Here is a 24,388-nt window from a genome sequence, read left to right as displayed (position 1 = left end):
ACAAAAAGGTTTGCAATATTAATAAAGCGGTTTATATTTGCACTCGCAATATGCAACGGTCTGGTAGTTCAGTTGGTTAGAATGTCGCCCTGTCACGGCGAAGGTCGCGGGTTCGAGTCCCGTCCAGACCGCAAGATTGCTAAAAGCTTCAACCTAGTTGGAGCTTTTTTTTAGCAATAAAATTAGTTGTGTTGTTTGATGGGTGTAGTAGTCCATCATGCTGGTATAGAGCTAGTTAAATAGCTTGAGCCGATGAGAAGCTTTCCTTTTTTCTTCCGTTTACGGAAAAGAAGATCGGGATGCTTTTTTGTTTTACAGTGTTTTATTTACTGTTTAACGTAATTTTTAATAATAAAAAAGTAAATTTATCCTTTCGTCTTAATATTGTTGCATTTAATCGATTATGTTCACCTAATCTGCTTGTTAATAATATATTAGCACTTCTTATTGAATCCCTTTGCGATAAAACGCATCAATAAGAAATCCATTGTATAGACTTATAGTCTATTTTACTAATTATTTATTTTTTAGTGCTACAAAAGTGGTAGCATCTGCCATTTTATTAAATTAAAATTAATAGCAAATATAAAATATATAATTATGAAATTCCTTAAATTAACATTAGTAGCAATCTTTTCTATCTCATTATTAACAGCAGTTTTACCATCTAACGAAACTGAGCCAACGGCTGAAACAACAAACCACGAATTATCTAAGCCAAATATAGATTTAACAGCCTTTATTGAAATAAAAGCTAAAAAGAGAGTTCCTACTGAAGGATAGACTTTTACAATTTACACAGTACAAAACTAAAATTAATACCCTTAATAGCACATTATGAAATTCCTTAAACTAACATTAGTAGCAATCTTTTCTATCACATTATTAACTGCCGTTTTACCATCTAACGAAACAGAGCCAACAGTTGAAACAGTAAACCACGAATTGTCTAAGCCAAGTATCGATTTAACAGCCTTTATTGAGATAAAAGCTAAAAAGAGAGTTCCTACAGAAGGATAGACTTTTACAATTTACACAGTACAAAACTAAAATTAATTCCTTTAATAGCACATTATGAAATTCCTTAAAATAACATTAGTAGCAATCTTTTCTATCACATTATTAACTGCCGTTTTACCATCTAACGAAACAGATCCAACAGTTGAAACAGTAAACCACGAATTGTCTAAGCCAAGTATCGATTTAACAGCCTTTATTGAGATAAAAGCTAAAAAGAGAGTTCCTACAGAAGGATAGACTTTTACAATTTACGTAGTACAACACTAAAATTAATTCCCTTAATAGCACATTATGAAATTCCTTAAACTAACATTAGTAGCAATCTTTTCTATCACATTATTAACTGCCGTTTTACCATCTAACGAAACAGAGCCAAAAGTTGAAACAGTAAACCACGAATTGTCTAAGCCAAGTATCGATTTAACAGCCTTTATTGAGATAAAAGCTAAAAAGAGAGTTCCTACTGAAGGATAGACTTTTACAATTTACGTAGTACAACACTAAAATTAATTCCCTTAATAGTACAATATGAAATTCCTTAAACTAACATTAGTAGCAATCTTTTCTATCTCATTATTAACTGCCGTTTTACCATCTAACGAAACTGAGCCAACGGCTGAAACAATAAACCACGAATTATCTAAGCCAAATATAGATTTAACAGCCTTTATTGAGATAAAAGCTAAAAAGAGAGTTCCTACAGAAGGATAAAATACTTTTGGAGCCTTTGCAATTGTAACTTTTTTATGGCTGTTTTTTTATTTTATTTAGTTTAAATTTGATAAAACCAAAGCGCCAACCTTGAGATACTCAATTTTTTTTATTCCTTTTTTCTCTGTTTTTTTTTGTTTTGGACAAGAAAGCTCATCGAATAGTACTCTTGATTCTATTTTAATTTTTAGGAACAATTCTAAAAACATTGATTTCACTTTTGAAGAACGAATTGTTTATGCAAAAAAAGCAATAGATTTTTCTAGCTTTTATGCTCAAGACTCAACAGAAATTAAAAGTTATAAAGCATTATCTTCTGTTTATTTGAATCAATGGGATATAGAGGCACTTAAATCGGTTAATTTTAAAATTTTAAAATTAGCAGATAAGAGTAGAGATACTATAGCGTCTGCAAATGCAAATTATATTTTAGGTTTTGCTTATCACGACGAATTAAGATTGGATAGTGCATATTTTTATTATTCAAAAGCTGTTAAGCAATTTAAGACTTTAGAGAATACTAAAAGTTATTTAGACGTGTTGATTAATATGAGTGATATTCAACATTCTGAGCGTGATTATATTGGAGCGGAAATAAATGCAGTAAGTGCTTTAAAAACATTAAAGAATCTTCCTAAAACAGATGAAAATATTGAATTACAATGGTCTAGGTATAATTTAATTGGTATAATTTCTGGGGAGCTTAAAAATTTTGAGAAAGCACTAGAATATCACGAGTTAGCTTTTATCGCTATAAAAGGACATCCAAATGAATACTTTTATAGAGTTTACTCTAAGAATAATATAGCTTCTATTTACAGAAGATCAGGAGATTATAAACAAGCAGTAAAATTATTTAATGAAATATTAGAAGATAAAAGTTTGAAAACTCGAGATTCTTCAAGTTATGCTAACATTACAGCTAATTTGGGATACTCTCTATTTTTAAGTGGAAATTATAATAAAGAAACTATTAGTGCATTATTTAAAGAATCGTTTGAGCTAACAAATGTATTAAATGATAAAATAGCAATAATGGCTACTAGTGCTTATTATTCGGAATTTTTACAAAAGGAGAACCAAAAAGATTCAGCTAAAAAATATGCTAATTTGGCTTATAAAATAGCTAAGAATACAAATACAAACGACTTTATATTTCAGACATTAAAAATAAAATCGGAACTTGAAAAAGACTCTTCTAGTATATTTTTAAATGAATACATAAAGTTTAACGACAGTTTGATAACTGCCGAACGCTCCATAAGAAATAAATTCGCTAGAATAGATTACGAAACAGATGTAATAATACAAGAGAAAGAAGCAATTTCTAAACAAAACCTTTGGTTATTAATCATTTCTATAGGGCTCTTACTTTCTATAGTGTTTTTATATGTTATTAAGACACAGCGTGAGAAGAATAAAGAGCTCCAACTTGCGCAACAACAACAAGAAGCTAATGAGGAAATCTATAACCTTATGCTATCTCAGCAAGATAAAATGGATGAAGCTAGGGCTTTAGAGAAAAAACGAATTTCTCAAGAAATACACGATGGTATTTTAGGTAGATTGTTTGGTACTAGATTAAGTTTGGATAGTCTTAACATGTTGAATACAGAGGAAGCTATTGTTAGTCGAGAAAATTATATTAAAGACTTAATGGAGATTGAAAAAGATATTCGGAAAGTATCTCACGATTTGAATACCGATTTTATTTCGCATGCTAGTTTTTCTGATATGATAAGCACATTGGTCGAAACACAATGCACAGCTTACAATTTAAATTATAAAACTAAAATTGCTCCTGAAATAAAATGGGATAATTTAACCAATAAAACTAAAATTCATATTTATAGAATTGTACAAGAGTCACTTCAAAATATATACAAACACGCAAAAGCTAAACTTGTAAATTTAACATTGCAACAAGAGGATAATTTAATATCTTTATGCATAATAGATGATGGCGTTGGGTATGATAAATCGAAACAAAAAGAAGGTATAGGTTTAAAAAATATTAAATCTAGAGTCGAAGCCATTTCTGGAATACTAGAAATAGCAAGCCAAATTAATGAAGGCACGACAATAAAAATAAAAATTCCAATTTAATACAGAAAACACTTTGCAATGGCAGAAACAACCATTAAAATATTAATGACAGACGATCACCCAATGATTATTGAGGGTTATCAAAATACTCTGTTAGCAACAAAAAAAGAATCACAGAATCTTATTATAGATTTTGCTACAAACTGCGACGAATCTTTAGAATTAATTAATAAGTCTATTTCGCTTGGTGAGTTCTATACTGTTTACTTTTTTGATATTAGTATGCCTCCATCTAAAGATGGTAAATTTAAGTCTGGTGAAGATTTGGCAATGTATGTTAGAGAAAAATCGCCTAGATCTAAAATTGTAATGCTAACGATGTTCAATGAGTCTTATCGTATTCATCACGTAATAAATAAAATTAATCCAGAAGGATTTTTAATAAAAAGTGATTTAACTTCAAGAGAATTAGCAAGTGGTTTCCAGGCAGTTTTAAATAATCCACCTTTTTATAGTGGTACTGTAAACCAATCAATAAAAAAAACACGATTTAGTAATCTAGAAGTAGACGAGGTTAACCATCGTATTTTATATCTTATTTCTAGAGGTATTAAAAATAAAGATATTGCTAAAGAAATGGGACTTTCTTTAAGTAGTATAGAAAAGAAAAAGAAACTTTTAAAAGAAATATTTAAAATTGAAGAAGGTGACGAAAAAACACTAATTGAAAAAGCCAAAGGCTATGGTTTTATTGATTAATTACGGATTTTTCTTACTTAAATGTTAATTTTTTTAAAAAACACGATTATTTTGTAATCATCAAACGTACTGGTTTTATTGATGTTTTTAAAGATTTGTGTTTTTTAGTTACGGTAAAAACCGTAATTGCGTAGTTTTATATTATCTAAATTTGTCTTATCAACAATCATAGGTAACTGAATTCAATATTCAATTAGGATTTAGTTGGTAATAGCACATTTACACAAACCTTGTATTTTCTTCTCAGGAATTACAAGGTTTTTTTTATTTTAAAAGATTACGTTTTTATAATCCCAAACTAGATTAATAAACATTCCAAAGTATATTATTGCTACAATAAACTTTATAAAAGTTCCTGTAATAAAACCTAGAAAAGATCCAAAAGCTGCTTTTAATGCCGTTTGAGAATCTGCTTTGTTAGATAATTCACCTATAAGAGCACCAACAAAAGGCCCAATAATTATACCTCCAGGAATTGGAGCTAAAATCCCAACAATAAGCCCAATAGTTGTACCAATCATTCCAGCTCTAGTTCCTCCAAACCTTTTCGCACCTATTGCAGGAATAACATAATCTAATGCAAAAACTAGTAATGCAATAACTAATGTAATCCCTAAAAACGTCCAGTTATCTGGTATAGCATCAGTAAGATAAAGCAATAGTAAACCAACCCAACTTAAAGGAGGTCCAGGTAATATTGGAAGAAAACTTCCAATAAGTCCAATAATCATGAAAAGGAAGCCAAGAATGGTTAAAAAGATATCCATAGTAGTATTTTATTATATGACGCTTTAAAAGAATAAAAGTTACATTTATAACTAAAAAATTAGTTTAAACTAAAAAAATAGTTATATTTGAACTAAGTATTTAGTTTAAAACTGTAGAAATCGAATTAAAAATACACCAATTTAAGGTGAAACGAGCATGTTAAAAATTTTACCATTTAAGAGAATGACTAAAAGCGAACAGCATGTAACAAAAAAACAAATAATATAGGCACATGAAACAACTTACAAAAGCAGAAGAAGATATCATGCAAGTACTCTGGCAATTAAAAAAAGCCAATGTAAAGCAAATAATAGAAGAGTTTCCTGAGCCAAAACCAGCATACAATACTGTTTCTACTATTGTTAGAATTTTAGAAAATAAAGGTTTTGTAGATTATGAAAAGAAAGGGAAAGGGCATATTTATTTTCCGTTATTAGAGAAACAAGACTACAGTAACCAATCTATAAATAAACTAGTAGATAATTACTTTCAAGGCTCTTTTAAAAGCATGGTATCTTTTTTTATGAAGAAAAACGATATCAATTTAAACGATCTAGAATCTGTTTTAAAGGAAATAGATAAAGACACAACTAAAAAATAATATTATGCTACATTATATTTTACAAACGATCGTTTTTCAATTATTGTTTTTAATGGTTTACGATGTATTTTTAAAGAAAGAGACATTCTTTAATTGGAATAGGTTTTATTTACTGGCTTCGGCAGTATTATCTATAGTGTTGCCATTTGTAAAAGTAGATAGTTTTAAAACAGTAATTCCTAAAGAATACATTTATAGTTTGCCCGAAATTATTATAGGCAAAGCTAATACTACCCTAAATAGTAGTATAGAAGGCTTGAGTGCAGAAAGCGCTTCTAGTTTTGTTTTTAGTTGGTACTATCTTATATACTTAGGTTGTGCAATATCATTAGTCTTATTTATTTTTAAGTTTTATAAGTTAATAGCAATGGCTTATAAAAACCCAAAAATTAAATTTGAAACAGCCTTTTTAGTTGAGTTGGCAAATAGTAAACATGCCTTTTCGTTTTTTAATTATATTTTTTTAGGAAAAGACATAAACCCGGAAGATAGGCAGACTATTTTAACGCACGAGTTACAACACATTAAAGAAAAACACAGTGTGGACTTACTGTTTTTCGAAGTTTTAAAAATCCTTTTTTGGTTTAATCCATTAATTTATATGTATCAAAAAAGAATAGCTAATTTACATGAGTTTATAGCAGATTTTAAAGCAGTAAAATCGAGTAGTAAAGTCCATTATTATCAAAATTTATTATCACAAGTTTTCGATACCGAAAAGGTGTCATTCATCAATCCATTTTTTAAACAATCATTAATCAAAAAACGAATCATTATGTTAAGCAAATCAAAATCAAAACAAATTCATTTAGTAAAGTATTTATTAGTATTTCCAATGGTAATTGGGATGCTGTTTTATACATCTTGTTCAAGTGATGAAAAAATTGACAAAGCTATCGCTATAGAACTAGATGCAGAACTTGAACAGGCTGTTGAAGAATTTAGAAATCAATTGAATACTCAAAATAGTAATTTTTCTAAAGAAGAACGTTTAGAACTTGCAGAATTTATTATTGATGAACTTAAAGCTAATCTTGAAGATAATGAAACTAGTAGCGGCACATTAACAACACAAACAGCTAACCAAGTAATAGAAATCGAAGAAAATATCTCTTTCGCCATAATTGGTCAAGTTCCTGTTTTTCCAGGTTGTGATACTTCAGCTTCAAACGATGATCAAAGAAAATGTTTTAGTGATAAAATTAATAAAATAGTAGCCAACAATTTTAATTTAGATCTTGGTAAATCACTAGGTTTAAAAGGGAAACAGAGAATATATGCAAGATTTACTATTGATAAAGAAGGAAACGTTGTAGATGTTAAAACTAGAGCACCACATCCAGAACTAGAAAAAGAAGCAAGAAGAGTAGTTAAACTTATTCCACAAGTGCAACCAGGAAAGCATGATGGAAAACTTGCTAATATAACGTTCGATCTACCAATAATGTTCAACGTTAAAGAATGATTAGAATAAATATAGTAGCATTAATATCTATTAAAACCGAAGCACAGTCTTCGGTTTTATATGTTTTAAATAGTTTTATAACTAACAGGAGTTTTTTAAAATCATAATATTACTTAAAAATTGTAACATCAAAAAGCAATCTATAAATTAGCAAAGCGCAGTCTTAAAACTGAAGAGAATAAAAATTAAAACAAGCATTGTTATTTGTCGATAAAAACACTTTTAGTCTTTATAGATTTAAATTTTTATTAGATTGTAGCTTGATCGATAAATATAAAATATATTAGATTTCAAATTAGATTAAATGAAAAAACAATTACTGTTTTTTGCCACCTTTTTAAGTTTCATGACGCTGTCGTTTGCACAATATTTAGATTGTAAAAAGACATGTGTAATAGATAAAATAGTTCATGAAGGTGCTTTTTTGGGTGTGCAATTTGTAAGTCCATGTGATAAAGATACTAAAACAGATAAAGGCGTTGTTATCTTAAGAGTGGTAACAAAAACAGCAGCGGCAGGTAACGATTTTAAAATCTATGATATTGTATTAAAAGTTAATAATATAGAAGTTAATAGAAGAGGTGATGTAATGAAATTAATAAAATCTTACACGCCTTTCGATGCTGTAGATTTTACTATTTTAAGAAAAGGAAAAACCATTACAAAAATAGTAACTTTAGGTGCTAAAACAACTAGGGTTGTACAAGAAGAAGTATGTTGCGAAGAAACAGTGTCTTTATTAAACGAGAATAATATTAGCGTTTTCCCAAGTCCAGCAGCAGAGAATTTAAGCATTTCGTTTAAGACTTTAATCCAAGGCAATTATAAGTTTGGTATTTATATGGCAAATGGAGTGTTGGTAAAAGAGTATTCTAAAAGACTAGATTCTGGAAAATTAAAAGAAATAATACCCGTAAATAAGCTTCAAGATGGTATTTATATTATAAGAATAACAAATATAGATGCTACATTCTCAAAGCTTTTTGCTGTAAATAGAGAATAGTAATTTTATTATATATTTTAAAAACCGAAGCATGAGCTTCGGTTTTTTTATTTTAAGATAATATATTGTACTTTTCAGTTTTATACCAATCTAAATTGGTGTTAGTTAAAGCCATGCAAAAAACCTTCATTTTTTTATTAATTATTTGCGCAACATCTTGCGAGTACTTTAATGCGAAAAAAATAACTTCAGAATCTATTTACAACGAAGAAATAAAAATGGTCAACTGGAATGCTGTAGATACTTATCCAGCGTTTTCTGCTTGTGATACTTTTGAAACAAAGGAAGAGAAGAAAACTTGTTTTGAAAACACATTATCACAACACATAACGTCGCGTTTACAAAATGAAACGATTGTTGTTTCTCAAGATATAGAAGACACTGTGGTGTTAGAGTTTCAAATTTCCGAACTAGGAGAAATTACAATTAAGCATATCGATTTAAACGAAACTACCGAAACAGAAATTCCCGAAATTAAAAACATGATTGCAAATAGTCTAAACACTTTGCCTCAGGTTTTTCCTGCTATTAAACGTAATCAACCAGTAAAAACGGAATTTAAATTACCTATAGTTATTATTGTTAATTAGGTTAATCTGCTCATTATCCATTTTAGTAAAACTCTTAAATAAGAGTTTGTATGAAGAATTTAAAACCTAATAGCTAACTTTTTCATCAACCTCAAAATCTCCACATACAACCAAACTATAGTTACCAATAAGCCATAACAAGCCATCCATTCTTTATATTTTGGAGCTTTGTTTTTATAGCGTTCTATAAAATCGAAATCTAATAAAAAAGATAAGGCCGCAAAAGTAGCAGCGACAACATTAAAACCTATTGCAAGCCAACTTGTTCCCGAAATAAATGAACGAATACCAAAAAAACTTAAAATCCAAGAAATAATATACACTAGAAATATGGCAGAACAAACCGTTATAATAACACTTTTAACCTTTTTTGTTACCACCATAATTCGTGTTTGGTAAAGTATTAATATGGTGAAAAAAGTAATAAGAGTTACGCCAATTGCTTGATAAGGCATTTCTGGAAATTGCGCTTTTATATAACTTGTAAAACCGCCTAGAAAAAATCCTTTAGCTATAGCGTATAAAGGTACTAAAATATGAGCCCATTGTTGCCTAATAGAAAGTACAATGCTAATTACAATAGCAGCAAGCATTCCACCAGTTCCATACCATTTTATATTTGTGCCATTAGCATATAATTTCCAAATAAGAATAGTAATTGTTGTGGTAATAAAAAGCATAGCTAATGTTTTTATTACAATACCAGAAACCGTCATTTTACTTGATGAAACTTGGTTGTCTTGCCAGAAATATGGTGTAAAAACTGGATTAGAAGTTTTTAAAAGAGACATTATAAATTAAATTTATATCCAATAGCAAAATCAATTGAAAAGTTGCCTTGAGCGTCTAAAGCAGCTGCGAAAATAGAATCGTAAACTAAAGTTAAATACCCATTTCCTAATTTAATATCTGCACCTAAACCAAATATAAAAGGAGCATCGAAACCTGTAGCATTATCTTCTACTGTTATTAAAGCACTAGCATCATTAGGATCTACAATTGTATATGTTATTTTAGAACTAGTAAAAGTGGCAAACTTTGTTTGCGCATAAATATTAAAATTAGCTTTATTAATAAAACGATAACGATAGCCTAAAGCAATTTGAGTTGCAGAATATTGAAATTCATCACTATCTGTAGTATGTCTTACATTTAAAAAACCAGAATGTGCTGAGTCTGCATTGTCTGATGCTACTTCTAGTTCTGTTCCAAAAAGTGCAGCTTTTTGGTTTTTAGTGTTTTTGTTAAATGGATTATTAGTAACGCCTCCAAAAACGCCTAATCTTAGTTTTACTTTAGATCTTGGTTTGCTTGCAACGTAATTAGAGTCTTTAGAGCTATTATATTTATCTATAAACGATTTAAGACTGTAAGTCGTTAAATTTACTTTAGAAACATCCATAGACGTTAATTTTGTTAGTGTAGGCCTATATTCTTCTTGGTATTTATTGTTTGTGCCTTTAGTGTTTTTAAGCTCAATAATTTTCCCGTCTTCGGTTTTAATAAAGTAGCGATATTGCTCGTTTATAGTGTTCCAAAGTAGATCTAAAGCACCTTCTGTTTCAGTTTTAAGTTCTAAAGTTTCATTTCCAACAGTGTAAGTTTGTTGAGAGAAAGTAAAATTGCTAAAAGCAAGTAAGCTAAATAATAAGATGAATTTTTTCATAATGTAAGTAGATTGGATTCTTTGTAAAAGTAAATATTTTAACTGACTTATATATTACTTACTAAAACTTCTGTCTTTCCATTTGTATTTTGTAAACAAAGAAATAAAGGCAATATAAACGCTAAAGAAAGGATATAAAAAAATTGAAAATATAAAACTAGATAACTGATTTTCTTGATCAAAAAATCTAGCAGTTTTAAAAAGTAATAAGAAATCAACAAGGCTTTTTATTATAAAAATATAAAGAATTAGTTTAAAATGAAGCAACCCAAGCAGAACAAACGTTAAGCCACAAACTAAAACAGCATTCATTAATAGAACAATTAAGCCAACCACTTTTCCAAAAGTAGAGTTGTAGCTTGATGTTTTTGCAGCCCAACGCTTGCGTTGAGATATTAATGTTTTAAGTGTTGGTTGTGCTTTCGTTTTTACAATTGCAGATTCAGATTTTAGAAACTTAACATCGCTTTTATTATTTTTAATTGTTTTTTGAAGCAGAAAAATATCGTCTCCACTGGCAATTTCGTTATTACCATTGAAACCATTAAGGTCTAAAAATAATTCCTTTTTGTAAGCCAAATTTGCACCATTACACAAAAATGGTTTACCAATACCAAAACCACCAATTGTAGCACCAATTAAACTTAAGAAATCTAATAATTGAAAGCGTTTTAATAGCGAATCTGTTTGGTGGTAAGTAACTGGAGCAACAACCATTTTGCATTGTTTTTTCTGTATAAAACAATCCAGAGTGTCGAGCCAGAATTTTGGCAGTACACAGTCCGCATCTGTGGTTACAATCCAATCGTATTTTGCTATTTTTATAGCTAAAGTAATAGCGTCTTTCTTTGGTGACTTTGAAGTTCTTACGTTATTAATTATTTTAATATCTGTTAGAGTGATTCCGAATAGACTAGGTATTATATCGTTAACCTTTGAAATAATCTCAACCGAATCATCACTAGATTCATCATCTACAAAAATAAGTTCGTAATGCGATTTTGGATAATTTAATACTTCAATTGAAGCAAGCAATTCTGGTAAATTTTTAGCTTCATTTCTAAACGGAATAATAACCGATAATTTAGTTTCAGCCTTTAGGTCTTCAGCTTTAAAATAATCAACTTTATCGAAACCAAAAGCGAGCACTAAAATTAGTAGCAAATACAAAATGGTTATTACTGTAAATAGTAAAATCATAATGAATTGTTTTGTTTGTCGAAGTTAAAATTAAGCACATAATAGCTTCCAAAAACACTTGGAAGCACAAAATTTAGCAGCCACATTATAGTAATAATACATAGAATGGTAAACTCATTCACACCTGCAAATGAAAATAAATAGACTGCAATACTACCTTTTACAACCACATCGAAAATAAATATTGATGGAATTACAGAAGCTAATAAATACATAGATGTTATAATTACCATGGCTTCTATATAGTTTAGTTTTACGCCAAAAAGCTGTAGTAAAAAATAAAACTGAAACGAAAATACCAAGTAACGTACTATTGAAACTAAAAAAGTAAGCGCACTAATTTTAAAAGGTAAGTCTTTTATAAATTGCTTTACTTTTTCAATAGAGAATCCTTTTATTTTATACTTTTTCTGTTTTATTCCGAAGAGCGATAAACCGAAAATAACTAAAATAATAATTAAGAATCGAGACACTCTATGCGTACTAATTTCAATAGGATAGTGTTGCGCAAAGAAAAAGAAGCCTATAACTCCAAAAACGACAGTAACTGCCATTTGCATTATATTACCAATTAGGTTTAAAAGTACAATACGCTTTCTGTAGTGTTTTGCATAATAGATGGCTTTTGCGCCATATTCACCAATACGATTAGGTGTAAAAAGTGATGCTGTAAGCGAGCCTAAACTTTGTTGTAAAGCTTCTAAGAATGTCGTTTTTTTAATAGAAGAAACTAATGTTTTCCATTTTAAGGTTTCCAAAAACCAGTTAAAACTGCTTAAAAACAGTAGCAAAAGAATGTTTTTAGTTGAAAAAATGTTATTTTCAGTTAAGTAAGTCGTGAATTCAGAAAAGTCTAAAGTGTTATTATTTACCAATTTGTTGTAAATAAAATAAAAAGCACCAACAACTATGCTTAATTTAATAAGTACAAAAAAGAATTGTTTAGTTTTGTATGATGGTGAACTCATTTTAACCTTTTTAATTTGCTAAAAAATTGTTGTTTTAAAGTTAAATTTCGTCTTTTTCTAATTCCAGAACGATGCTATGCAATTAGAAAAAGTCTTCATTAAACTTTAAAGCTCCTAATTTTCGCTTAAATTTAAAAAGTTAAAACGAATTCAATGCGTTGTGCAAAGCGTTATTGAATAGTGTTTGCAAAATAAACCAAATATTACAGAATGAAGTCCAAATTTAATTTCTATTGTCTTTTAGTCTTGTTTTTAGTGAGTACTTTAGGTTTCTCTCAACAAGAAACTAGTAAGTGGAGAGCCATATTTGCTGTTGGCTTAAATAGTCCGTCGCAAAGTGGATTAGTAGAGCCTTTTGAAGCTAAAAGCACTAATTTCCCAACTATTAATTTAGGAATTCAACACCTATTTAAACCGCAATTAGGAGTCAAATTAGATTTTGCATATAATCGTTTTTCGAACGCAGATAATACTTTAGATTTTAAAGTTAATTACACAAGAATAAACGCTCAGTTTGTTTATGATGCTACTAAAAACCTAGCGTTTTTACCTTTAGAAATGGGCTTGGTGTTACATGCAGGACCAGGTTATACCATGATAAAACCTTTAGATATTTACAGAGAAAATAAGAACTCTTATTTAAATGCAATGGCAGGAATAGAGCTAAATTATAGCATTTCTAAAACAGTTTCTTTATTAATAGATGGATCTTATATAAAAGGTTTTGCTAAGGGTTTCGATCCAGTAATAGAAGGCGCAGGAAGTTTTAATGGCGATTTATTAACTGTAACGGTTGGTGCTTCAATTTCATTAATTAATTGCAGAACGTGTAATTAAATGGCAGAAGAAAAAATAATTTTAGGTATCGATCCAGGAACTACAATTATGGGTTTCGGCCTTATAAAAGTGGTGAATAAAAAGATGCATTTTTTGCAACTTAACGAGCTCGATTTAAAAAAGTACGACGACCATTATCTTAAACTTAAACTCATTTTCGAACGTACCATCGAGTTAATAGATACACATCATCCAGACGAGATTGCTATTGAAGCACCATTTTTTGGTAAAAACGTGCAGAGTATGTTAAAACTTGGTCGTGCACAAGGTGTTGCTATGGCAGCAGGTTTATCTCGTGAAGTTACAATTACCGAATATGCTCCAAAAAAAATTAAAATGGCAATTACCGGAAATGGGAATGCTAGTAAAGAGCAAGTAGCTAAAATGTTGCAAAGCATGCTTGGGCTAAAAACGTTACCTAAAAATTTAGATTCTATGGATGGTTTGGCTGCTGCAGTTTGCCATTTTTATAATCAAGGTCGTGTTGAGATTGGTAAAAGCTATTCTGGTTGGTCTGCTTTTGTTAAGCAGAATGAGAAACGCGTTAAGAAATAGCCTTGTCATTCCGGAGTTTATGCTGAGCGCTGTCGAAGTAAAGGCTGGAATCTATTTTAATTTATATATGAAATATTCAATACTTATATTATTTATCTTAATATTCTTTATCAGTTGTAAAACGGAAAATTCTAAAAAAATCTATATTGTAACTGAAGATGCCTATAATAAAGAGAGGAAGGAAAGATTGGATTCTACTTATTTAAAGAAATATACGGATAAACAAAAACGTGTTTATGATTATCAATATAGAGTAAATGATTCTCTTTTAAGTCATTATTTTCATGTTGAAAAAGAAATTAATAATAGTAAATACATTAAGATTTTTGAGGTGGTTTGCCCAGTTGTAGATTCAATCGTTTGTAGATTCAACAATAAGAATATTAAGATTTACAAATACCTTTTTGATGAAATAAATATATCTGATGATAGAACAGACTATTATTTCGTAGATGAATTAGGAATTGTCTTTTCGCAAAATATGGCATGGAACATTAAATATTACTATAACCCAAACGAGTATGAATCTATTCAAGATTTCATCAAATTAAATGAAGATAAATTCAAGTCAAGTTTTAACATGAAACAAGAGATTAAAAATTAAATGAGTGGTATTTATATTCATATTCCCTTTTGCAAGCAAGCTTGCCATTACTGCGACTTTCATTTTTCGACTTCGTTGAAAAAGAAAGACGAACTTATTAATGCATTAATTTCAGAAATAGAACTCAGAAAAAGCGAGTTTAAAAACACAACTGTAGAAACTATTTATTTTGGAGGAGGAACACCATCGTTGTTAACTTCAGAAGAAATAAAAAGAATAATAGATTCCGTTTACAAGCATTATAAAGTTTCAGAAGATCCAGAAATTACTTTAGAAGCAAATCCGGACGATCTATCAAACAATCGAATAATAGAACTATCTAAAAGTCTAGTAAATCGATTATCGATAGGTATTCAATCCTTTCATGAAAAAGATTTAAAACTCATGAATCGTGCGCATAATACTCAAGAAGCAAAACAATGTTTAGAAGAAGCAACAAAGTATTTTAATAATATTTCTCTCGATTTAATTTATGGTATTCCAAATACTACAAATAAAGAATGGCAAGAGAATATAGACATTGCTTTAGGTTTTGGTGTCAACCATATTTCAAGTTATGCACTAACTGTAGAGCCAAAAACCGCTTTAGCTTCATTTATAGAAAAAGGTGTAATTGATAATGTAGACGATGCTTTAGCAGAAGAGCAATTTCATATTCTAGTTAATACATTAGAGGCGAATAATTTTGTGCATTACGAATTGTCTAACTTTGGAAAAGAAGGATTTTTCAGTAAAAACAACTCTGCTTATTGGCAAGGCAAACATTATATAGGTATTGGTCCATCGGCACATTCGTTTAACGGAAAAGAACGTGGTTGGAACGTGAAAAACAATACAAAATACATTAAAGCAATAGAAAATAACGAGTTACCAATAGAGACAGAAATCTTAACAAAAACAGACCAATATAACGAGTATGTAATGACAGGTTTAAGGACAGTTTGGGGAGTTTCGATAGAAAAGGTAAAAACAGATTTTGGCACTACTTTTGAAACCTACATGCTACAACAAGCACAAAAACATATTAAAGAACATTTATTGTATATTGAGGATAAAAAACTAAAAGTCTCAAAAAAAGGCAAATTTCTAAGCGATGGTATTGCTAGTGATTTGTTTAAAATTAATTTATAAGAATGAATAGCACTAAGTTTTCAAGGTTTTTAATTATAATTTTCATCTCTTTTGTAACCTTTAATTGCGGTTCTTCAGACGATGGAGGTAATGGTAGCGATGTAACCATTTCTAATAAAGCAAAAATAATTGGTGTTTGGTATGAAACAGATAAATGCCAAGAACAGAACATTTACACGTTTAATACAGACCTTAATTACGAGCTTTTAGATTCTGGAAATATAGATTGTAATACTAATGAGTTTACCACTTATAAGTTTACAGGAATTTATAATATTATTAATAGCGAGTTGTTTTTTAACCAAGAAACAGATGAAATTATTACACAAGGTACAACTCTAACAACTCAAGATTTTGAAGCAAATTCTTCAACAAAATATACAATAGAAACTTTAAACGATACGAATTTAATAATAAAAACAACTATAACTTCAGATTCAGGTATTAGAACCTATAGTAATAGTTTTGAAAGATAAAAAAGATTAAATGCTAGCAACAATACAAATAAATTCAAAAAGAATTAAAATAGACTTATCTAAACCATTAGACATTTCTATGCCTTTGCGCGCTTCTATTAAAAACGTAAACGCATGGTATATAGACGAACCAAAAATTGAACCTGTAAAGATTGACGAATGGGTTGCTAGTGTAAAAGAAGGTGCAGCTATTAATTTTAATAATATCTCATTCAATCCACATGCTCATGGTACGCATACAGAAAGTGTTGGACATATTACAGAAAAATTTTACAGCATAAATAAATGCTTAAAACGCTTTATGTTTACTGCCGAAGTAATTACGGTTGCTCCAGAAATGGTTGGAGAAGATAAGGTGATCTCTAAAAAGCAAATTCAGTATTTGTTAAAACGAAAATTGCCAGAAGCATTGGTTATAAGAACAATGCCAAATACTAAAGATAAAAAATCTAGACAGCACTCACATACCAATTGGCCTTATTTAACAGAGGAAGCAGCGCACTACATAAGAGAAAAAGGTATCCTACATTTATTAATAGATTTGCCAAGTATTGATAAAGAAAAAGACGAAGGACAATTATTAGCACACAAAGCCTTTTGGGATGTTAATGGAGAAATAAGAAAAGAAGCTACAATTACAGAGTTTATTTATGTGCCAAATAAAGTGGATGATGGAAGTTATATTTTAAATCTTCAAATTGCTCCTTTCGAAAACGATGCTACACCAAGTAAGCCTATTTTATACAAGATAGAATAATATGGAAATAATTTTTGGAATCATATTTGGTGGTTTATCCGCTTTAGGAGTATCTACTTATATTAAACACATTCAAGGTAAGAAATTAGCACAAACACAATCTGTAATTCTTTTAGATAAGATTAAAAAAGTATGTAAAATTATTAGTGTAGAAGGTGATTTCGCCGAGATTTATCATTACGAAGATGTAAAGGAGCGGTTTTTAAAACTGGTGTCAAGCACTAAAAAAGCATTAGTAATTATTGATGCTAAAGCGCATGTTGGATTCGATTTATCTAAAATAATTATGGATGCCAATCCGCAAACTAAAATGGTGACTTTAAAACATTTTCCGCAAGCGGAAATACTTTCTATAGAAACAAATTTAAAGTATTACGATAAACAAGATGGAATGTTTAATAAATTCCAGGCCAACGATTTAACAGACTTGCATAACGAAGCTAAGCTTCATATTAGAGAAAAAGTACCACAAAGTGGCTTATTCCAAATAGCTCAAAAAGAAGCCTTAGATTCAATATTAATTATTGAAGGCATTGTTCAAACTATTGGTTGGGAGCTAGATTACACAGCATTAGAGGTTGCAAATAATGAAATTAAAGAAATAAATAAATAGGTAATACCGTGTTAAGTAATTTTATGCGTATCTTATCGTTATTAATAACACTTAGCATAATATTTTTTTGTAATGCTATGTAATTGTTATAGTTAGTTGTTATTAATATAGTTTTATGATTATAATAATAAACCCAGCTATTATGAACAAATTTTTACAATACATTAACCAAGTTTTAGAAAGTTTAGACATACACACAAGTATAAGTTCCAATTTCAATTCCAGCAAATCTTCAACTAATACACGTTCCAAAAATAATCGTTTAGAAGAAAATTAATTTTTTTCTTGTAAATTCATTGCATGAATATAGAGCAGGTTAGAGAATATTGTCTTAGTAAACCGCATACAGAGGAAACTTTTCCGTTCGATCAAAACACATTAGTTTTTAAAGTAGCCGGAAAAATGTTTGCCTTAGCTCCTTTAGATAAATGGGAAAGCGGTTTGGCTTCATTAAACCTAAAAGCAGATCCAGACTATGCTATAGAACTTAGAGCAGATTACCAAAGCATAGAGTCAGGTTGGCACATGAGTAAAAAGCACTGGAATTCTGTTTATATCTATAAAGGCGAATTACATCTAAAATTTATAATGGAATTAATAGACCATTCCTACGACATGGTTATAAAAGGGATGACTAAAAAAATGCGTCAGCAACTAGATAAAAAATAACTCATCGACACTTTATTGCTATTTAACGACACAAAATCTACGTAGAAAGAATAATAAAAAATTAGAGAGTATATCATCTTAATTTTGAACTATAATTAATTAAGGGCCTCCATAATATGATTTTTTTTAGTAATAACATTCTCTCAAAAGTATTTACAATTAATAAAATTTCCTCGGTAAAAAAGAGCAACATAAAAAAAAAACTAAATACAAAAAATTGTAAAAACTTACACGATAGTTTAAAGCAATTAGAGTTTATTTCTTTCTTTGAAATGTATTTAGATAAGAAAAATGAGGATAGTTACTCTTTAAGCTTTATTCAAGAACTTGAAAATATTAGATATTACGCAGAGGTAAATACTTTAAAATCTATAGAATACTGTAAAGGTTAAAAACAAAAACATTACCACTCGTCGACACTTAAGCGTTATTCGGCGATACTTAAATAACTCTAAACGAGTTTTAAAATTAAAGATTTTTTAATTACGTTAACTTTACAGTTATTCAAATTAAAGCCCTCTTAATGGTAAAAAAACTTAAAATTCTTCTAATAGAAGATGACATGATCGAAATTATGAAATTGAACAGAACAATTTCTACTTTAAAATTAGATCATAAAATTATTGAAGCCAATAATGGCGAAGAAGCTCTAGAAATTTTAGAAAAAAAAGATAATCTACCAGATATTATTTTGTTAGATTTAAATATGCCGAAAATTAATGGTATTGAGTTTTTAAATATTTTAAAAAAGGATGATGTATTAAAGTACATACCTACAATAATTTTGTCAACTTCTAATAACCAAAAAGATTTATTAGAGTGTTATAAAACAGGAGTTGCAGGTTATGTTATTAAACCATTAAAATATGAGGATTATGTTAGTAAAATTGAAAAATTATTAGCATATTGGAGTATCAATGAATTAATAGTAGTTTAAAAAATGAAAGGTATAGTTTTTACAGAATTTTTAGAGTTAGTAGAGAGAAAATTTGGCCTAGAAATGGTTGATAATATTATAACTAGTTCTAAGCTAGAGTCTGAAGGTGTTTATACAGCAGTAGGAACTTATAGTTTTTCAGAAATGTTACAATTATTAGAACATTTAAGCGAAAATACAGGTATCTCAATTGATAATTTATTATTGGTTTATGCAGAACACTTTTTTAGTGTTATAGAGAAAAGTTATCCAGGGCTTTTAGCAACTTATAAAGATCCTATAGAAATGATTTCTTCAATAGAAAATCATATCCATGTAGAGGTTAGAAAAATTTATCCAGATGCAGAGTTACCAACTTTTGAGGTTGTAGAGAAAACTAAAAACTCTTTAGTAATGATTTATACATCAAGTAGAGCAATGCATCACTTTGGCTTAGGTTTAATGAATAAAACATTTGAGCACTTTAATTCATCAGCTACAATCGCATTAGAAAAAATAAAAGAAGACGGAACTGAAGTAAGGTTTATTATTCATAAAAATTAATGAGTCAGGATAAAGTAGAAATATTACAACGTGCTTTAAAAAGAGAAAAGGCTGCTAGAAAAGCAGCTGAAAAAATTCTTGAAGAAAAATCAAGAGACCTATACTTTACTTCCCAAAAACTAGAATCATTACTAGACGAGAAATCATCTCAACTTCAAGGTGTTTTTGAAAACATTGTAGATGCATACGTTGTTATGGATCTAGAAGGTAATTTTATAAAATTTAATGAAGCTGCTACCAAATTATTTGGGTACGATATAGCAGTAGACAACGTAAATGTTGTTAATCTTATTTATAAAGAAGATTATAAATACGCGATGTCGTCTTTTATAGATTTACAAACTAAAGGCCTTTTTAAAAATTACGAAGCCAGAGTGTATACCAAATATAAAGAAGTAAAATGGGTACACATTAATGCTAGTCTTATTTTTGATAAAGATAAAAAACCAGTTGCAGCACAAGGTATTGTTAGAGATGTTACAGACCAAAAAGCTTCTGAAGACAAATTAATAGAATCAGAAAATAGATTAGCCTCTCTTGTTGTAAACCTTGATAGCGGTATTGTTTTAGAAGACGAAAATAGAAATATAGTACTCACAAATAATAAGTTTTGTGAACTTTTTGGTATAGATGCAAATCCTAAAGATTTAATAGGTATGGATTGCGTTGCGGCATCAGAACAAAATAAAGTATTGTTTAAAGATCCTGAAGGATTTATACAAAGAATGCGAGCTATTGATGTAGATGAAAAAGCAGTAATTAGTGATGAATTAGAAATGTTAGATGGTAAAATTCTAGAACGCAATTACATGCCAATAACAATAGGAGAGGAGTCTAAAGGGTTTTTATGGACCTTTACAGATGTTACTTTAAAACGTACTTATAGTAAAAGTCTTGAAGCGCAGAAGCAAAAATATTATAATATTATTGCGAATATGAATTTAGGAATGGTTGAGTTAAATAATAACGACGAAATCCTAATGGTAAACCAGAGTTTTGAGGAAATGTCTGGCTATACTGAAGCAGAAGTTATAGGGAAGAATGCAATAGAACTTTTTTCGTCTAAAGAAGAAGCAGACTTATTAAAAGAGGAAAGGAACAAACGTAAAAAAGGGGAATCAAACTCTTATGAGTTTAAAGCCATTTGTAAAACTGGTAAGACTAGATGTTGGTTAGTAAGTGGTGCGCCAAATTATAATATTGATGGAGACGTAATTGGATCTATTGGAATTCATTTAGATATTACTGAAACTAAAAATTTAGAGCTTCAAAAAGAAAAACTACTTGAGGAATTAGGAAAAAGTAACGACGAGTTACAAGAGTATGCGCATATAGTTTCTCACGATTTAAAATCGCCATTACGCAGTATAGATGCCTTGGTGAGTTGGATAAAAGAAGATAATCAAGGCAAATTAGATGAGGTGAGTCTTCAAAATTTTGATCTTATAGAAACCACTTTAGAGAAAATGGAACAACTTATTACAGATGTTTTAAACTACTCTAGTGTTGGATCGGATATTTCAGAAAAAACTGATGTCGATTTAAACAGTTTAGTAAGTGAGTTGGTTACTATTTTATATATACCAGAGCATATTACAATTAAAAGCCTTAATGTTTTACCTACAATAAAAGGAGATAGAACGAGGTTGCAACAAGTGTTTCAAAACCTAATTAGCAACTCGGTTAAGTTTATAGATAAAGAAGTAGGTAGTATTATTATTAATGTAGAGGATTTTAAAAGTCACTATAAATTTTCAATACAAGATAATGGTATAGGTATTGATAAAAAATATCACGATAAAATATTTAAGATATTCCATTCATTAAAGAAAAGTAAAAACTCTTCAGGAATAGGCTTATCTATCGTTAAAAAAATTGTCAATTTACATGAAGGAGAAATATGGTTAGATAGTGAGCCAAATGTAGGAACTACATTTTATTTCACTTTAAAAAAATAAAAATGAAAACGCTCCAGATAAAAAAGAAGAAAGATCAAGATTGGGATTATTTATCTCCTAAACTAGAATTAAAAAAGCCACTAGTTTTAATTCTAGGAAATAGATATATGCTTGAAGATACTACTATATATAAACAAGTTAGAGATTTGTTTCCAGATGGTCATTTAGTATTTGGATCTACAAGTGGAGATATTACTGCAGATGTGGTAGATGATGAAAGTATAACTATTACAGCAATAGAGTTTGAAAAAAGCACCTTTCAAATAAAAACAAGTAACGTTTTAAATGCAGATTTAGACAGTTTTAAAACAGGTAAATATTTAGTAAGCGAGTTTCCAACAGATAATTTAAAACATATTTTTGTAATTTCAGAAGGTAGTTTTATTAATGGAAGCCAGCTTACAAAAGGAATGAATGCAGCAACACAAAATAATACTTTAATTACAGGAGGACTTTGTGGTGATGCAGCACGTTTTGAAAAAACAGTAGCAGCATATAACGAAAACCCAAAACCAGGCGAAATTGTTGCCATTGGTTTTTATGGAGATACGTTTGAATCTACTTTTTCTATTCATGGTGGATGGACACCTTTTGGACCAGAACGTATTGTAACAAAATCGGAATCTAATGTGTTGTTTGAACTAGACGGAAAGCCAGCTTTAGATTTGTATAAAAAGTATTTAGGAGACAAATCTAAAGAATTGCCTGGAGCAGCATTATTATATCCATTAAACGTAAAGTCTGAAGGCGAAAAACAATCGTTTGTACGTACTATCTTAAACATAAACGAAGATAATAACACCATGATTTTGGCTGGAGATATTCCAGAGAATTCTAAAGTACAACTCATGATGACTAATGTGGATAATATTGCAAATGCATCAGAACGTGCTGCAAGACAAGCATTGGAGTTAAGAGAAACAAAACCGCAACTAGCATTGCTTGTAAGTTGTATTGGTAGAAAGCTAGTGCTAGATCAACGTGTAGAAGAAGAGATTGAAGAAGTAGTAAACGTGGTTGGAAAGGATACTACAATTTGTGGGTTTTATTCTTATGGAGAAATTGCGCCTTTTCATGGCGAAACAAATTGCCAATTACACAATCAAACCATGACTATAACGCTTATAAGCGAATAAATGAATTCACTATTAAAACGTCAAATACGTAAATATTTATCTGAAGATTTAGCAACAAATGAAAATTTAAAAAAGTTTTTATTTGCTGTTAATAGCTCTTATAAAACGTTCGACGATCAGTTTGCAATGCAGCAACGTGCTATGACAATTAGTTCCGACGAGCTATTTGAAGCTAATCAGCAATTACAACAAGAAGCAAAAGGGCAGCAAGAAGTTATAGATAAATTAAAACATGTCTTAGATACCTTAAATTTTTATAATCTACCAGAGAATCTATCTGCGGATAATCTAGAGTTAGATGGTTTAAAAATGATTGAATTTATTGGTAATCAAACCAAAGAAATTGTTCAAATAAACAAACAAAGAGAAACTTTACTTTCAGAATTAGCACATCAAAATCAAGAACTAAGTGATTATGCACATATGGTATCTCACGATTTAAAATCACCATTACGTAGTATAGATGCATTAACATCTTGGTTAACCGAAGATTATAAAGATGTGTTTGATGATAATGGTAAAAAAACATTAGACCTTATTAGGGATAATGTAGAGAAAATGGATACCTTAATCAATGGTATTTTAGAATATTCGACTATTGGTAAAAACCAATTAGAGGTTTACGATGTAGATATAAAAAATCTAATTGAAGATATATTAAATAGTATACAAGTTCCAGAACATATTAGTATTACAAAATCCAATATGCCTATTATACAAGGAGATAAGTATAGATTGCAACAACTGTTTCAAAACCTAATTGCTAATGCTATAAAGTATAACGGTAAGGATAAGGGAACTATTGATATTGGTGTAGAAGACAAAGATAATTATTGGCAATTTTATATAAAAGATAACGGAAAAGGTATTGAAGAAATTTACTTTGATAAAATTTTTAAAACCTTTGAGAAATTAGAAAACAACCCAGAATCTTCTGGTATTGGTTTGTCTATTGTAAAGAAAATTATAGATTTATATGGTGGAAAAATATGGATTGAATCTCAAGTCTCTATTGGAACCACTTTTTATTTCACTTTAAAAAAATCTCCAAATGGAAAAACCTAATCAATCTTATATTAACAACTTGTCTGGAGGTGATGAAGCCTTTAAACAAAAACTAATTGAAGTTATTAAAAAAGAGTTTCCAGAAGAGAAACAAATCTATTTTGATAATTACAATGCTAAAAATTATAAGTTAGCAGCAGATAATGTGCATAAACTTAAACATAAAATTAGTATTTTAGGCCTCGAAAAAGGATATGAAAGCGCTATAACGTACGAGAATAATTTAGAAGAAGGAAAAACCGAAGGGAAAGACCAATTTGAAGCGATACTTAACAGCATAACAAAATATCTAGAGACTCTTTAAATACAA

Annotated in this window: 30 protein-coding genes and 1 tRNA gene; 26 read left to right on the top strand and 5 right to left on the bottom strand. The window is 29.4% G+C overall.

The window, feature by feature from the left end; translation table 11 throughout:
• Nucleotides 1-57 precede the first annotated feature (57 nt).
• The 8 genes from CW733_RS10815 to CW733_RS10780 all read left to right on the top strand — a co-directional run bounded on the left by CW733_RS10815 (nucleotide 58) and on the right by CW733_RS10780 (nucleotide 4,536).
• Nucleotides 58-131 (top strand) — tRNA-Asp (locus CW733_RS10815).
• 469 nt (nucleotides 132-600) lie between these two features.
• Complete coding sequence (locus tag CW733_RS10810) at nucleotides 601-783, top strand: hypothetical protein (protein WP_100997192.1); 183 nt, start codon at nucleotides 601-603, stop codon at nucleotides 781-783.
• 54 nt (nucleotides 784-837) lie between these two features.
• Nucleotides 838-1,020, top strand: coding sequence for a hypothetical protein (locus CW733_RS10805; protein WP_100997191.1), 183 nt, complete (start codon nucleotides 838-840; stop codon nucleotides 1,018-1,020).
• A gap of 54 nt (nucleotides 1,021-1,074) precedes the next feature.
• Nucleotides 1,075-1,257, top strand: a complete 183-nt coding sequence (locus CW733_RS10800) for a hypothetical protein (RefSeq protein WP_100997190.1) — start codon at nucleotides 1,075-1,077, stop codon at nucleotides 1,255-1,257.
• A 54-nt stretch (nucleotides 1,258-1,311) separates the two neighbouring features.
• Entirely contained in the window at nucleotides 1,312-1,494 is a 183-nt protein-coding gene (locus tag CW733_RS10795; RefSeq protein WP_100997189.1) for a hypothetical protein, read from the top strand.
• 54 nt (nucleotides 1,495-1,548) lie between these two features.
• Nucleotides 1,549-1,731, top strand: a complete 183-nt coding sequence (locus CW733_RS10790) for a hypothetical protein (RefSeq protein WP_100997188.1) — start codon at nucleotides 1,549-1,551, stop codon at nucleotides 1,729-1,731.
• Nucleotides 1,732-1,821: 90 nt separating this feature from the next.
• Nucleotides 1,822-3,837 (top strand): tetratricopeptide repeat-containing sensor histidine kinase, encoded by a 2,016-nt coding sequence (locus tag CW733_RS10785; protein WP_100997187.1) that lies wholly within the window; start codon nucleotides 1,822-1,824, stop codon nucleotides 3,835-3,837.
• A gap of 18 nt (nucleotides 3,838-3,855) precedes the next feature.
• The gene (locus tag CW733_RS10780) at nucleotides 3,856-4,536 is read left to right on the top strand and encodes a response regulator transcription factor (protein WP_100997186.1); all 681 of its coding nucleotides are present in this window, start codon (nucleotides 3,856-3,858) and stop codon (nucleotides 4,534-4,536) included.
• A gap of 269 nt (nucleotides 4,537-4,805) precedes the next feature.
• Here CW733_RS10780 and CW733_RS10775 read toward each other — a convergent pair whose 3' ends face one another.
• Nucleotides 4,806-5,303, bottom strand: coding sequence for a DUF456 domain-containing protein (locus CW733_RS10775; RefSeq protein WP_100997185.1), 498 nt, complete (start codon nucleotides 5,301-5,303; stop codon nucleotides 4,806-4,808).
• A 233-nt stretch (nucleotides 5,304-5,536) separates the two neighbouring features.
• Between CW733_RS10775 and CW733_RS10770 the strand changes: the two genes are divergently transcribed.
• The 4 genes from CW733_RS10770 to CW733_RS10755 all read left to right on the top strand — a co-directional run bounded on the left by CW733_RS10770 (nucleotide 5,537) and on the right by CW733_RS10755 (nucleotide 8,963).
• Nucleotides 5,537-5,905 (top strand): BlaI/MecI/CopY family transcriptional regulator, encoded by a 369-nt coding sequence (locus CW733_RS10770; protein ID WP_100997184.1) that lies wholly within the window; start codon nucleotides 5,537-5,539, stop codon nucleotides 5,903-5,905.
• A 4-nt stretch (nucleotides 5,906-5,909) separates the two neighbouring features.
• On the top strand, nucleotides 5,910-7,370 hold the full coding sequence (locus CW733_RS10765; protein WP_100997183.1) for a M56 family metallopeptidase: 1,461 nt from the start codon (nucleotides 5,910-5,912) through the stop codon (nucleotides 7,368-7,370).
• Nucleotides 7,371-7,674: 304 nt separating this feature from the next.
• On the top strand, nucleotides 7,675-8,373 hold the full coding sequence (locus CW733_RS10760) for a PDZ domain-containing protein (RefSeq protein ID WP_100997182.1): 699 nt from the start codon (nucleotides 7,675-7,677) through the stop codon (nucleotides 8,371-8,373).
• Nucleotides 8,374-8,486: 113 nt separating this feature from the next.
• Nucleotides 8,487-8,963 (top strand): hypothetical protein, encoded by a 477-nt coding sequence (locus CW733_RS10755; RefSeq protein ID WP_100997181.1) that lies wholly within the window; start codon nucleotides 8,487-8,489, stop codon nucleotides 8,961-8,963.
• Nucleotides 8,964-9,022: 59 nt separating this feature from the next.
• Here CW733_RS10755 and CW733_RS10750 read toward each other — a convergent pair whose 3' ends face one another.
• From CW733_RS10750 to CW733_RS10735, 4 genes are read right to left on the bottom strand one after another with little or no spacing between them, the layout of a single operon-like run.
• Nucleotides 9,023-9,754, bottom strand: coding sequence for a Bax inhibitor-1/YccA family protein (locus CW733_RS10750; protein ID WP_100997180.1), 732 nt, complete (start codon nucleotides 9,752-9,754; stop codon nucleotides 9,023-9,025).
• On the bottom strand, nucleotides 9,754-10,629 hold the full coding sequence (locus tag CW733_RS10745) for a hypothetical protein (protein WP_100997179.1): 876 nt from the start codon (nucleotides 10,627-10,629) through the stop codon (nucleotides 9,754-9,756). Before CW733_RS10745 ends, CW733_RS10750 begins: the two co-directional genes overlap by 1 nt.
• Before the next feature lie 54 nt (nucleotides 10,630-10,683).
• Entirely contained in the window at nucleotides 10,684-11,829 is a 1,146-nt protein-coding gene (locus CW733_RS10740; RefSeq protein WP_100997178.1) for a glycosyltransferase, read from the bottom strand.
• The gene (locus tag CW733_RS10735) at nucleotides 11,826-12,797 is read right to left on the bottom strand and encodes a lysylphosphatidylglycerol synthase domain-containing protein (protein ID WP_100997177.1); all 972 of its coding nucleotides are present in this window, start codon (nucleotides 12,795-12,797) and stop codon (nucleotides 11,826-11,828) included. The genes CW733_RS10740 and CW733_RS10735 overlap by 4 nt, the downstream gene beginning before the upstream one ends.
• A 210-nt stretch (nucleotides 12,798-13,007) precedes the next feature.
• On the opposite strand from CW733_RS10735, the gene CW733_RS10730 reads away from it, so the two are divergent.
• From CW733_RS10730 to CW733_RS10660, 14 genes are all read left to right on the top strand, one after another.
• Nucleotides 13,008-13,634: a cell envelope biogenesis protein OmpA gene (locus tag CW733_RS10730; RefSeq protein ID WP_100997176.1), complete on the top strand. Its 627-nt coding sequence runs from the start codon at nucleotides 13,008-13,010 to the stop codon at nucleotides 13,632-13,634.
• A complete protein-coding gene (ruvC, locus tag CW733_RS10725) occupies nucleotides 13,635-14,189 on the top strand; it encodes a crossover junction endodeoxyribonuclease RuvC (protein WP_100997175.1) in 555 nt (184 codons plus the stop codon).
• 19 nt (nucleotides 14,190-14,208) lie between these two features.
• Nucleotides 14,209-14,793, top strand: a complete 585-nt coding sequence (locus CW733_RS10720; protein WP_157811568.1) for a hypothetical protein — start codon at nucleotides 14,209-14,211, stop codon at nucleotides 14,791-14,793.
• The gene (gene hemW, locus CW733_RS10715) at nucleotides 14,794-15,924 is read left to right on the top strand and encodes a radical SAM family heme chaperone HemW (protein WP_100997173.1); all 1,131 of its coding nucleotides are present in this window, start codon (nucleotides 14,794-14,796) and stop codon (nucleotides 15,922-15,924) included.
• Between the two features lie 2 nt (nucleotides 15,925-15,926).
• Nucleotides 15,927-16,400 (top strand): hypothetical protein, encoded by a 474-nt coding sequence (locus CW733_RS10710; protein WP_100997172.1) that lies wholly within the window; start codon nucleotides 15,927-15,929, stop codon nucleotides 16,398-16,400.
• 10 nt (nucleotides 16,401-16,410) lie between these two features.
• Nucleotides 16,411-17,157, top strand: a complete 747-nt coding sequence (locus tag CW733_RS10705; protein ID WP_100997171.1) for a cyclase family protein — start codon at nucleotides 16,411-16,413, stop codon at nucleotides 17,155-17,157.
• 1 nt (nucleotide 17,158) lies between these two features.
• Nucleotides 17,159-17,770: a DUF4230 domain-containing protein gene (locus CW733_RS10700; protein WP_100997170.1), complete on the top strand. Its 612-nt coding sequence runs from the start codon at nucleotides 17,159-17,161 to the stop codon at nucleotides 17,768-17,770.
• Between the two features lie 300 nt (nucleotides 17,771-18,070).
• Nucleotides 18,071-18,439, top strand: a complete 369-nt coding sequence (locus CW733_RS10695; RefSeq protein ID WP_100997169.1) for an MmcQ/YjbR family DNA-binding protein — start codon at nucleotides 18,071-18,073, stop codon at nucleotides 18,437-18,439.
• 523 nt (nucleotides 18,440-18,962) lie between these two features.
• The gene (locus tag CW733_RS10685; protein ID WP_100997167.1) at nucleotides 18,963-19,376 is read left to right on the top strand and encodes a response regulator; all 414 of its coding nucleotides are present in this window, start codon (nucleotides 18,963-18,965) and stop codon (nucleotides 19,374-19,376) included.
• 3 nt (nucleotides 19,377-19,379) lie between these two features.
• Nucleotides 19,380-19,919 carry a heme NO-binding domain-containing protein gene (locus CW733_RS10680; protein WP_100997166.1) on the top strand — a complete coding sequence of 180 codons (540 nt, stop codon included), beginning with the start codon at nucleotides 19,380-19,382 and terminating at the stop codon, nucleotides 19,917-19,919.
• On the top strand, nucleotides 19,919-21,877 hold the full coding sequence (locus CW733_RS10675) for a PAS domain S-box protein (protein WP_100997165.1): 1,959 nt from the start codon (nucleotides 19,919-19,921) through the stop codon (nucleotides 21,875-21,877). The genes CW733_RS10680 and CW733_RS10675 overlap by 1 nt, the downstream gene beginning before the upstream one ends.
• A 2-nt stretch (nucleotides 21,878-21,879) precedes the next feature.
• On the top strand, nucleotides 21,880-23,013 hold the full coding sequence (locus CW733_RS10670) for an FIST signal transduction protein (RefSeq protein WP_100997164.1): 1,134 nt from the start codon (nucleotides 21,880-21,882) through the stop codon (nucleotides 23,011-23,013).
• Nucleotides 23,014-24,078: an ATP-binding protein gene (locus tag CW733_RS10665; protein WP_100997163.1), complete on the top strand. Its 1,065-nt coding sequence runs from the start codon at nucleotides 23,014-23,016 to the stop codon at nucleotides 24,076-24,078. It begins immediately after the preceding gene.
• Entirely contained in the window at nucleotides 24,065-24,382 is a 318-nt protein-coding gene (locus CW733_RS10660) for an Hpt domain-containing protein (RefSeq protein WP_100997162.1), read from the top strand. The genes CW733_RS10665 and CW733_RS10660 overlap by 14 nt, the downstream gene beginning before the upstream one ends.
• Nucleotides 24,383-24,388: the final 6 nt, after the last annotated feature.

This window comes from Lacinutrix sp. Bg11-31, assembly GCF_002831665.1.
GTDB lineage: Bacteria > Bacteroidota > Bacteroidia > Flavobacteriales > Flavobacteriaceae > Lacinutrix.
This window is presented reverse-complemented; position numbering and strand designations above follow the sequence as displayed.